This window comes from Pseudonocardia sp. (assembly GCF_050246655.1).
GTDB lineage: Bacteria > Actinomycetota > Actinomycetes > Mycobacteriales > Pseudonocardiaceae > Pseudonocardia.
The window spans coordinates 35,740-47,181 of sequence record NZ_JBFWVQ010000044.1; the positions used below are offsets into that span (position 1 = coordinate 35,740).

Sequence of the window (11,442 nt, forward strand, 5' to 3'; positions counted from 1 at the left end):
CCGGACGACGATCGCGTCCGCTCTCAGCGGGTCGGCACCGAGTCCGCCGGACGGGCCGGGTCGGACGAGTCCTCCAGGCAGCGGGGGCCGAGGACGGCGACGGGGCACGGGGCGAACGCCACGAGGCCCCGCGCGGTCGAGCCGAGCTCCAGCTCCGAGTGCGGGGTGCCGCGCCGGTGTCCGACGACGAGCGCCCGCGCCGAGGGCGCTCGGTCCATCAGCGCACGCAGGGACGTGTCGGAGACGAGCTCGCGCTCGGTCGCCACGCCGGGGCGCAGCGCCTCGATCCAGCCCGCCGCCTCGGCGAGGACCGTGGCCGCCTCCTCCTCGACCGCGCCGCGGCCCTGCAGGTCCAGCTCCGTCCACGCGTGCAGCAGGTGCAGGGGCGCGCCTGCCGCCGTGGCGAGGTCCGCGCCGAAGGCGAGCGCGGCGCGTCCGGTGGCACCGCCGTCGACGCCGACGATCACGGGCCCGCTGCGCGCAGGCGGCACGCCGGGCGCCGTTCCGCGCACCGTCGCGACCGGGCAGCGCGCCCACTCCAGCAGCGCGAGGCCCAGCGAGCCCGTCAGCAGGCCGGTGTGCGCGCCGCTGCCGTAGCTGCCGAGCACCAGCAACCGCGCACCGGCCGAACGTTCCAGGAGGACGCCCGCTGTGTCGCCCGGGACGACGTCCACGAGGCAGCGCACGGCCTCGCGGTCGGCCGCGGCCGCCACCTCCTCGAGCCAGCGGGGCCGCTGCGGCAGCTCCGCCCGCACGACGTGCACCAGCCGCAGCGGCACCTGCCAGGCCGCGGCGAGATCGATCGCCCACTCCGCCGCGATCCGCGCCGAGTCCGACGCATCGGCCCCGACGACGACACCATCCGTACCGCCGTCCCACTCGTTCCCCGTCATCGGTTCCTCCTCCGAAGGATGGTCAGGCCGGCAGGTGTCGCAGGTAGGGGTCGTCGAACGGGGCGGGTGCCACCCGCACCCGCACGTCGACGGCGACCGGATCCCCCGCGCCGACCACCAACGGGTTCACCTCCGCCTCCGCGACCTCCGGCAGAACCGCGGCGAGCCAGGCCAGGCGCGCCGCTGCGTCGCGTGCCGCGGCCCGGACGCGCGCGCCGTGCTCCCCCGCGTACAGCCGGGGCGCGGCCCGCAGGCCGTCGACGAGATCGTCGAGGTCCTGTTCGGTCGCGGGCACGAGGCAGTGCGCGCGGTCGTCGAGGACGTCCGTGCCCGTCCCGCCGAGGCCGTAGGTGAGCAGGGGCCCGCACAGCGGGTCCGCGGTCGCCCCGAGCAGCAGCTCGGTGCCCGGCGCCGCCATCGGCTGCACGACGACCCCGCGCAGCGCGCTCCCGAAACGGTCCCGGTACTCGGCGAACACCTGCTCGATCCGGGCTGTGCCGTCCACCCCGGTGCGCACGGCACCGGCGCGGCTCTTGTGCAGCACGTCGGCCACGTCGGCCTTGAGCGCGAGCGGGACCCCGTGCTCGCGGCGGCGGCGCACCGCCTCCTCCACCGTGGTGACCACCTCGGTCGCGACGACCGGGACGCCCGCGGCACCGAGCAGCGCCGCCCCGTCCTGCGGGGCGAGCCAGCCACCGGCCGGGAGCTCGGCGAGCGCCCGGGTGACGATCGCCAGCGCGGCCTCCCGATCGACGCCGGACGGCACCGGCGCCGGATCGGCGGGTCGCCGCAGCCAGCGCGCCCGGCCCGCTGCGGCCGCGATCGCGCGGGCGGCGGCGCCCGCCTCGGCGAACACCGCGACCGGGTGGCCCGCGGCGTCGGACATCCGGTCCACCCGCTCGGGCTGCCCGGGACGAACCACGACGACCGGCTTCGTGTCCCCCCGCACGATCTCCGCCAACGGGTCGGCGAGCGCGGTGGCCACGCCCACCACGACGACCGCGTCGACCTCGTCGTCGGCGAGCAGCACCTGCAGCGCCGCGGCGAACGCGCCGGGCTCGACCGTGGCGGTCGTGTCGACCGGGTTGGCCGTGGCCGCGCCGGCCGGCAGCACCCGGGCGAGCGCGTCGCGGGTCGCGGACGCCAGCTCGCCGACCGTCAGGCCGCTCCGCGCGCACGCGTCCGCCGCGAGCACGCCGAGCCCGCCCGCGTTGCCGAGCACGGCCGCCCGCCGTCCCGCCGGGAGGGGCTGGTCACACAGCAGGGCGAGCAGGCCCGGAAGCTCCCCCAGCTCGTCCACGGCGGTCACGCCGGCCTGGGCGAACAGGGCATCGCGCACGACGCGGGGCGTCACCGCGCCCGCGCTGTGCGAGACCGCCGCCCGCGCGCCCGCCGCCGAGCTCCCTGAGCGCACCGTCAGGACCGGGATGCGCCGCGACAGCCGCCGCGCGAGGCGGGCGAACCGCCGCGGCCTGCGCAGCGACTCGACGTACAGCACGGCCGCGCGGGTGCGCCCGTCCCGGGCCCACCACAGGAGCAGGTCGTCGCCGTTGACGTCGGCAGCCTCCCCCGTCGACACGAGCGTCGAGACGCCGAGCCCGAGCCGTCCCAGCTCAGCGGCCAGGGCGATCGCCACGCCGCCGGACTGCACGGCGAGCCCCACCGACCCGGCCACGACCTCGGGGCCGAAGCTCGCCTGCAGCGACACCGCGGGATCGGTGTCGACCAGCCCCAGGCAGTTCGGGCCGACCAGGCGCAGGCCGAACTCCTCGACGACCGCCGCCAGCTTCCCGCCCGGCGAGCCGTCCACGCCCGCGCTCACGACCAGGACCGCCCGGACGCCGCGCTCCCCGCACTCGCGCACGAGCCCGGGCACGAACGGGCCGGGGACGGCGAGCACCGCAAGGTCGACGTCGGCTGGCAGGTCCGCGACCGATCGGCAGGTGGGCAGGCCGGCCACGGCCGCGGCATGCGGGTGCACGACGTACACCGGACCGTGGAAGTCCGACTCCACGATCCGCCGCAGGAGCGCCCGCCCGACCGAGCCCGGCCGCCTGCCCGCGCCGATCACGGCCACCGAACGCGGCGCGAGGGCGGGCCGCAGGCTCGCGGCGGCGGCTCGCTCCTCCCGGTCGAACATCGCGTCGAGATAGCGTTCGCCCGCCCCGTCGGGCCCGCCGACGGTGGGCAGGTCGAGGACGAGGTGGAGCACGTCGCCCTCGGCACGCCGGGTGACGGGCAGGCCCGCGTCGGCGACGACGCGCAGCATGTCGTGGTTGTCGGCGAGCACCTCGGCGGTGAGCCGGCGGGCGCCAGCGGTGCGCGCCGCCGACACCAGGTGTTCCAGCAGCAGCGAGGCGATCCCGCGGGCTTGCTCGCGGTGCGCGACGGCGACCGCGATCTCCGGATCGGGGCTCGCGAAACCCCGCCGGGCGTACGCGACGCCCACAAGCCGCTCCCCGCGGAAGGCCCCGACGGCGATGCTTCCCGGCCCGACGGCCGTGTCGGCGACCCGGTCCGGGGCCCGACGGTCGGCGGCGCCGAAGCGCTGGCGGCGGTCGTGCGGCGGAAGCTCCCGATGCAGGCGCTCGATCGCGGGTCGGTCCCACGGTCCCAGCGGCCGGACGAGCACGGACGAGCCGTCCACGAGCAGGGCGCGGCGGCTCGCGGGCACCACCAGGCCGCCCTGCGCAGTCACGCGGGCGATCCGCCGAGCACCAGGCGGCGGCCGGTGATCCGTTCGCCGGCGATGCGGATGACGTGCCCGCCACGGCCCGGCGCCCACGGCCGCCGGGACAGGTCGATCGCGGCGACGAGCTCGTCGACGTCGGTCACCTCCGAGGCCCGACCGATGACGAGCACGCTCCAGCCCGTGCGGGTCTCGGGATCGATGTGGTCGGCCTGGAAGGCCAGGAGATCACCGCGGCGGGCCGCGGTCAGCTTGTGCCCCGCAGCGGTACGGACGATCACGTCCTCCCCGGCCAGCGCGAAGTTCACCGGGTGCACCGCGGGCAGGGCGTCCTCGGTGAAGACGACCCGCCCGATCGGCACGGTCACGAGCAGCTCCAGGCATCGGCTACGCGGGATCGGTTCCAGGGCCCGGACGCCCGCGGGCGACGCGTCGATCGCGTGTTCCACCGCCCCAGGACACACCGGCCGCCGGATCGCGGACAGGGGCGTTCGGCCCGCACCGCCCGGGACGTGCGGACGATGCGGCCGCCCGGCCGGCGAAGCGGCGCGCGTGCCGCAGCGACGTGGGAACACCCGGGACGTGGACGGCGGCGCGCCGCGGGGCCGACCACCGCGACGCCGCGCGCTACTGCCCACGACGTGGCGCCGGGCCGGCGCTCCCCCGAGAGCACCGGCCCGGCTGGGAACCACCCGTCCGCTCCCCAGCGACGAGTGGAGGTCGGTCACCTACCGTCCGTCACCACGAGGATGCACGCGGCCGGGCGCCGCGGGCAGGGACCAACGTCCCGTCCTGCCCGGCTGCTGGTCGGCGCGACGCCCCGGCGGAGGCGGACCGAGCGCCCGAGTTCACCGGTGCGGCGCGGCGCCCGGACCCCCGAGATGGCCCAGCTCGGCCGCGATCCCCCCGACGAACGCGTCCAGGCTGCCGATCGCGGCGTCCGCGTTCACCGTGACCGCCAGCGTGCCCGCGTAGGACAGGACGGCGACGCCCAGCGCGATGTCGGCCGACAGCGGCGCGACCCCGACGGCGTCCAGCATCCGCGCCCCGGCCAGCCACAGCGGTTGCGGCGGGCCTGGCACGTCGGTCACGACCAGCGTCACATAGCGCGCTGCGCGGCCGCGCAGCCACCGCACGGCCGCGCGCGCCACCGGTACGGGCAGGCGGAGGACGTCGAACAGGTCGCCGTCGCCGTCGCGCAGGCGCCGCTTCGCCGCGGACGTCGCCGTGACGATCGCGGCCAGCCGTCGCCGCGGGTCCGGCTCCCCGACCGGCAGGCCCACCAGGACCATCCCGCCGGGGCGGCCGCCGCCCCGGGCGACCGGCATCGACACGGGCAGGGTCAGGCCGTCGACCCGCTCGCCGCGGGCCGTGAAGTGCGCCCGCAGCCCGGCCGCGACGGCGGAGAGCACGATGTCGTTCACCGTGGCGCCCGCAGCGTGCCCGGCGGCGCGCACCTCGCTGAGCGGCACCCGGACGGCCGCGAGGCGGCGGTGGGGTCCCAGATGCCGCGGCAGCGAGGTCCGCGGGGCGGGGTGGCGCAGCTCGCCGGCCGTCCCCGCGAGGCTGCGGACCGCCCGCCGCAGACCGGCAGGCAGCTGCGGGAGGCGGGCAAGCGCGGCGCGCGCGGAGTGCAGCCTCGTGCGCCAGGCATCGGCGACCAGTGCGCGGCGGGTGGGCTCGGTGCTGTCCGCCACCGCGGGCTCCGCGACCCCGCCGGTGCCACCCTCCACCGCTGGCTCCGCGACCCCGCCGGTGCCACCCTCCACCGCGGGCCCTCCCGCACCGCCCGCGGCAGTGGCCGGCCGCCTGCCGCCTGCCGGCGCGTCCGGCTTCGCGACCCCGCCCCCGTCCTCGCCGGGCGCGCCGTCCAGCAGCCGGGCGGCGAGCGCCACCCCGGCGAGCCCGTCGGCGAGGACGTGGTGCAGCACGACCAGCAGGCCGAACCGGTCGCCCGGCAGGCCGTCCACGATCTCCGCGCGCCACAGCGGCCCGTCCCGATCCAGCGGGACGACGACGCGGTCCGCGCACCAGCCCACCAGATCGGCGCCTTCCGGCAGGGACGCGGTGCCGATCCGCCCGGCCGGGTCGGGCGCCGGGTCGGCGACCCAGACCGGCAGCCCCTCGCCGGGCCGGGTCCACCGCACACGCCGTGTCAACGCGGGGACCGCCGCGGCCCGCCGCGCCAGCTCCGCGCGGATGCGGGGCAGGTCCGGGCGGCCGCCGGGAGTCGTCAGGGGGCCGGCGGCGAACTCGGCGACGAGCGCGATCTGCGACGGCGAGCCCGGTCCCTCGGCCCACAGGTTCGCGAGATCGGCCGGCCGCAACCGGTGCACGCGCGCGGCTCCCACACCCTCACGGTGCCCGTCCCGGCGCGGCGCCGCCGCGGCCGCACGGCCCGGCGACCACCGGCGAACGGCCCCGGTTCAGGGGACGAGCACCGCCGCGCCGGTGATGCGGTCCGCGGCGAGATCGGCGAGCGCCCGGTCCGCCCTGTCCAGCGGCCGCACGTCCACGTGCGGGCGCAGGCGCAGGGTCGCGGCCAGACGCAGGAACTCCTCGCCGTCGGCCCGGGTGTTGGCGGTGACGCTGCGCAGCTGTTTCTCCCGGAACAGCTCGTCGGCGTAGACCATCGGTGGGATGTCGGTGAGGTGGATGCCGGCGACGGCGAGCGTCCCGCCCTGGTCCAGGGCGCGCATCGCGACCGGGACGAGCGTGCCGACCGGCGCGAACAGCACCGCGGCGTCGAGCGGCTCCGGTGGTGCCGCGTCGGCGGCCCCCACAGACGCCGCGCCGAGCTCGAGGGCCAGCGCGCGGGCTTCCGCCGATCGGGTCAGGACGTGCACCGTGGCGCCCTGCGCGATCGCCACCTGCGCGACGACGTGCGCGGACGCCCCGAAGCCGTAGATCCCCAGCCGCCCGCCGGGCGGGAGCTCGGCGCGGCGCAGCGCCCGGTACCCGACGATCCCGGCGCACAGCAGCGGCGCGGCCTGCGCGTCGGGCAGCGTGTCCGGGAGGCGGTAGGCGAACGTCTCGGGCACGACGGCGTGCTCGGCGTAGCCGCCGTCGGCGTCCCAGCCGGTGAACGCGGCGTCGGGGCACAGGTTCTCCCGGCCGGTTCGACACCAGCGGCAACGCCCGCAGGTGCCGCGCAGCCAGGCGATCCCGATCCGGTCGCCCACCGCGAAGCGCGCGGCACCCGGCCCGGCGGCGTCGACGATCCCCACGACCTCGTGGCCCGGGACCGTCCCCCGCTGCCGCGGCACGAGGTCCCCTTCGGCCAGGTGCAGGTCCGTGCGGCACACGCCGCAGGCCGTCACCCGGACCCTGACCTCTCCCGCGCCCGGCTCGGGATCGGGCAGCTGCACCGGTCGGAGCGGGTGCTCCCCGATCGGGGCCGGTGTCTCGATCCGCCATGCGCGCACGGCCCGCAGTGTCGCCCGGGCGGGCCGCGGCCGGGCAGGGCCGAAGGTCACCGGGCACAGGGCCCGCAGGCCGCGGGACCGACGCCTCTTCCGCCGACCGGAGCCCGGGTCCACCGTGGGTTGGAGGGCGGGGGCGCTCCCCCGCCCGCGACCGAGGGAGGCGGCCATGACGGCCCCGGGACCTGGCGGCACGGGCGGCACCGGCGCATCGGTGCGTGCCATGGTGGCGGAGTCGGTGGAGGACGCGCTGCGGGCACCGTCGGTGCACAACACCCAACCGTGGCGGTGGCGGCTGCGGGGCGGCACCGTCGAGCTGCACGCGGACTGGACCCGCCACCTGACGGCCACCGACCCCGACCGGCGCGACCTGCTCGTGAGCTGCGGAGCGGCCCTGCACCACCTCACGGTGGCGCTGGCGGCCCGCGGCCTGGCCGTCGACGTCACCCGCCTGCCCGACCCCGAGAACCCCGCACACCTCGCGACGGTCCGCGTCACCGACGGTCGGCCGGACACCGGGCTGGGCGCGCTCTACCCGGCGCTGCTGCGCCGCCACACGGACCGGCGCCGGTTCGCCGAGGCGTCCCCCACCGCCGACGAGCTGGAGGCGCTCGCCGCCCGCGGCCGCGATTCCGGGGTCGTCGTCCTGGTGCTCACGGGCGCGGCGTTGGAGCGGCTCGCGGCGGTGCTCGTCGAGTCCGCGCGGCGGCAGCGCGACGTCCCGGGCTACGCGGCCGAGCTGCGCCACTGGACCCACCGCCACCCCGGGAGCCACGACGGGGTCGTCCCCGAATCCGTGCCCCGGCACCCGCCGGTGAGCCCGGCCGCCGCCCCGTTGCGCGACTTCGGCCACGGCCGCCTGCGCCCCGTGCCGGAGCCGCCGGGAGCGGGCACGACGAACGACGGATCGGTGGCGCTGGTGGTCCTGACGGCGGGCGACACCCCCCTCGACAGCCTCCGCGCAGGTGAGGCCGCCAGCGCGATCCTGCTCGCCGCGACCGCCGCCGGGATGGCCACGACCCCGCTCAGCCAGGGCCTGGAGACCGCGCAGAGCCGCCGCGCGGTGCGGTTCGACGTTCTCGGGGTGCCCGAGAACCCGCAGGTCGTCCTGCGGGTCGGGCGGCCGGCGCCCGGCTCCGAGCCCCTGCCGCCGACGCCGCGACGGCCGCTGCGGTCCGTGCTGCTCTCCGGGCGCGGCTGACGGTGCGCGCGGGGCCCTCCCGCCCCGCGCCGCCAGGACCTTGGCCCCGTAGCACGCCCCCGCGGGAAGGGGCAGGCTGATGCGCAGAGGCGTCGGCGAGGAGGCATCGTGACCGAGTGGCTGGAACCGGACACCGCGGCCGTGGTCGAACCGGGTGCGGTGGTGGTCGGCGTGGACGGCACCGACACCGCGCTGCACGCCGCGGTGTGGGCGGCCGGGGAGGCCGCCGTGCGCGGCGTGCCCGTGCGGATCCTGCACGCCGCCCCGTACGCGACCGATCCCGCCGACGGCGCGGGGCGACGGCACGCGAGGGGGATCGTGGACCGCGCCCGCACGGTCGTGCGGCGCCAGGTCCCCGGCGCCGCGTCCCGCACCCTGCTGTCGACGCTCCCGCCACGGGACGCGCTCACCGCCGCGGCCCGCGACGCGAGCCTGCTCGTCCTCGGCCTGATCCCGACCGAGTCGCCGGTGGCGCCAGTGCTGGGGTCGATCACGCCCGCCGTCAGCTCCGACGTCCCGTGCCCGGTCGTGGTGGTCCGCGGGACGGCGCAGCACCGGCCGGGCGCACCCGTGGTCGTCGGCGTCCACACCACCGGTGACGACGCCGCCGCGCTCACGGCGGCCTTCGAGGACGCCGGACGCCACGGGTCGGGGCTCGTGGTCGTGCACGCCGGGGACACCGGCCGCGACGAGCTCGCCGCCGCGCTCGGCCCGTGGCGCGACACGCATCCCGGCGTGCCCGTTGAGTACCGCGTGGGGGAGCACAACCCACGCGACGCCGTGCTGGAGGCGGCGCGCACGGCGCGTCTCGTCGTGGTCGGGACGCACCGGCACAGCACGACGGCCCGGCTGCTGTTCGGCTCGACCAGCCAGGAGGTGCTGCGGCTGTCGCCCGTACCCGTCCAGATCGTGCGCCCCGAGCCGGCCGCACAGGCAGCCCGGTGACACAGTCCCTCGCGGAGCAGGCCGCGGTCCTGGAGACCCACATCGGCCTGGTCCTGCTCTACGGCGACCGCGCCTACAAGCTCAAGAAACCCGTCCGCACCGCGTTCTGCGACTTCTCGACCCCGCAGCGGCGCCGCGACGCGCTGGCCCGCGAGCTGGAGCTCAACCGAAGGCTCGCCCCGGACGTCTACCTCGGGGTCTCCGAGATCGGGCCGCTGCACGAGCCCGGTATGCCCGCCCCCGCGGAGGCGGGTGAGCCGCTGCTGGTCATGCGGCGCATGCCCGCGGCGCGCCGGCTGTCCACGATGGTCCGGGACGGCGCCCCGGTGGGACCGGCGCTGCGCCGCCTCGCGCGGCGCGTCGCCGTCTTCCACGCGGGTGCGCGGCGCAGTGCGGCGATCTCCGCCGACGGCGACGCGCCCGCACTCATGCGGCGGTGGTCGGACAACCTGGCCGAGCTGGAGCCGTTCCGCGACCGCCTGCTCGACACGGGGACGCTGGACGAGCTCGCCCGGCTCGTGATGCGCTTCCTCGCGGCGCGGGGGCCGCTCTTCGCCCGCCGCGTGGCGGACGGGCACGTCGTCGACGGGCACGGCGACCTGCTCGCCGACGACATCTACTGCCTCGACGACGGCCCCCGGGTACTCGACTGCCTGGAGTTCGACGACCGGCTGCGCCACGTCGACGTGCTCGACGACGTCGCCTTCCTCGCCATGGACCTCGAACGGCTGGGCCGCGCCGATCTCGCGACCCTGCTGCTGGACGCCTACGCGGGGTTCTCCGCGGACCCGGCGCCCTCGTCGCTGGTGCACCACTACGTCGCCTACCGGGCCGTCGTGCGGCTGAAGGTCGCCTGCCTGCGCCACGACCAGGGCGATCCGCATGCCGCGGAGCAGGCCCGGCTGCTGGCGCTCGTGGCGCTGCGCCACCTGCGCGAGGGCGCGGTGCGGCTGGTGCTGGTGGGCGGGCTGCCGGGGACCGGGAAGTCGACGATCGCGGGCGGGCTCGCCGACCGGTTCGGCGCGACGCTGCTGTCGACCGACGCGCTGCGCGCGCAGGTACCCGGCGACCCGACCGCGGCGGACGGTCCGGCTCCCGCGACGGGGTTCCGGCGGGGGCGCTACACCCCGGAGCGTGTCCACCGCACGTACGAGGCGCTGCGCGAACGGGCGGGGCTGCTGCTCGCCCGGGGCGAGTCGGTCGTCCTCGACGCCTCGTGGACCGACGCCGCGGAGCGTGACGCCGCGGCGAGACTCGCCGAAGAACACGTCGCGGACCTGGTGGCGCTGCGCTGCACCGCCGCGCCCGCGGTCGCCGCCGCGCGCATCGTGGACCGCGTCGCGGGCTCGACGCCGTCCGAGGCCACCCCGGAGATCGCCGCGGCGATGGCCGCGGCGGAGGACCCGTGGCCGGAGGCGATCCCGGTCGACACGGAGCTGCCCGTCGAGCGGTCGCTGGAGCAGGCGGGGTCGGCGTGGCACCGCGCGGGCCGGGCCGCCGTCGCGGTCGCGCGGGCCGCGGGCTGAGCCGCGTCGCGCGGGCCGAGCCACCTCGATCCGCGGGCTGAGCCGCATCGCGCGGGCTGAGCCACCTCGATCCGCGGGCTGAGCCGCGTCGCGCGGGCCGCGGCGATCCGACGGGCCTCCCGCGGGATCGGTCGGGTGGCCGCCTCCGGCCCGGCTGTCGGCGCGCTGGTCTGCTCGCGGTGGCACACATGTTCGAGCGGTGGCACAGACCCGCGAGCGGTGGGACAGAGTCGCGCGCGGTGGGACAGGCCGCGCGCGGTGGCACATACGTTCGAGCGGCCGCACACACCCCCGGGCCGTGGCACACATCGTCTGCGGCGTGTGCGAGCACCACCGGATATGTGCGAGCACCGCGGGATGTGTGCCGGCACCACCTGGTGTACGCGAGCCCCCGGTGCGGCACCCGACACCCGCGCGCGGGCGGCGCACAGACCCCCGCGCGGTGGCACACATGTTCGAGCGGCCGCACACACCCCCAGGCCGTGGCACACATCGTCTGCGGCGTGTGCGAGCACCACCGGATACGTGCGAGCACCACCGGGGTGCGCGAGCCCCCCGGCGCGGCACCCGACATCCGCGCGCGGCGGGCCGGACCCTTGCACGCGGTCGCACACATGCTCGAGCGGTGGCACACCCCGGGCGCTGGCACACGTGTTCGAGCGGCCGCACACACCCCCGGGCCGTGGCACACATCGTCTGCGATTTGTGCGTGCACCACCGGATACGTGCGAGCACCACCGCGAGTGCGCGAGCCCCCCGGCGCGGC

General features: G+C 77.9%; 8 protein-coding genes. 3 read left to right on the plus strand and 5 right to left on the minus strand.

What is annotated here, in order from left to right; translation table 11 throughout:
- Positions 1 to 23: 23 nt before the first annotated feature.
- The 5 genes from AB7J25_RS15970 to AB7J25_RS15990 all read right to left on the minus strand — a co-directional run bounded on the left by AB7J25_RS15970 (position 24) and on the right by AB7J25_RS15990 (position 7,007).
- A complete protein-coding gene (locus tag AB7J25_RS15970) occupies positions 24 to 893 on the minus strand; it encodes a universal stress protein (protein WP_428509723.1) in 870 nt (289 codons plus the stop codon).
- Positions 894 to 915: 22 nt separating this feature from the next.
- Positions 916 to 3,591, minus strand: coding sequence for a GNAT family N-acetyltransferase (locus AB7J25_RS15975; protein ID WP_428509725.1), 2,676 nt, complete (start codon positions 3,589 to 3,591; stop codon positions 916 to 918).
- Positions 3,588 to 4,031: a pyridoxamine 5'-phosphate oxidase family protein gene (locus AB7J25_RS15980; RefSeq protein WP_428509727.1), complete on the minus strand. Its 444-nt coding sequence runs from the start codon at positions 4,029 to 4,031 to the stop codon at positions 3,588 to 3,590. Before AB7J25_RS15980 ends, AB7J25_RS15975 begins: the two co-directional genes overlap by 4 nt.
- A gap of 399 nt (positions 4,032 to 4,430) precedes the next feature.
- Entirely contained in the window at positions 4,431 to 5,933 is a 1,503-nt protein-coding gene (locus AB7J25_RS15985) for a wax ester/triacylglycerol synthase domain-containing protein (RefSeq protein ID WP_428509729.1), read from the minus strand.
- Positions 5,934 to 6,008: 75 nt separating this feature from the next.
- Positions 6,009 to 7,007, minus strand: coding sequence for a zinc-dependent alcohol dehydrogenase family protein (locus AB7J25_RS15990; RefSeq protein WP_428509731.1), 999 nt, complete (start codon positions 7,005 to 7,007; stop codon positions 6,009 to 6,011).
- A 166-nt stretch (positions 7,008 to 7,173) separates the two neighbouring features.
- Between AB7J25_RS15990 and AB7J25_RS15995 the strand changes: the two genes are divergently transcribed.
- From AB7J25_RS15995 to AB7J25_RS16005, 3 genes are all read left to right on the plus strand, one after another.
- A complete protein-coding gene (locus tag AB7J25_RS15995) occupies positions 7,174 to 8,205 on the plus strand; it encodes an Acg family FMN-binding oxidoreductase (protein ID WP_428509733.1) in 1,032 nt (343 codons plus the stop codon).
- A gap of 108 nt (positions 8,206 to 8,313) precedes the next feature.
- A complete protein-coding gene (locus AB7J25_RS16000) occupies positions 8,314 to 9,150 on the plus strand; it encodes a universal stress protein (RefSeq protein WP_428509735.1) in 837 nt (278 codons plus the stop codon).
- A complete protein-coding gene (locus AB7J25_RS16005) occupies positions 9,147 to 10,676 on the plus strand; it encodes an AAA family ATPase (RefSeq protein ID WP_428509737.1) in 1,530 nt (509 codons plus the stop codon). Before AB7J25_RS16000 ends, AB7J25_RS16005 begins: the two co-directional genes overlap by 4 nt.
- Positions 10,677 to 11,442: the final 766 nt, after the last annotated feature.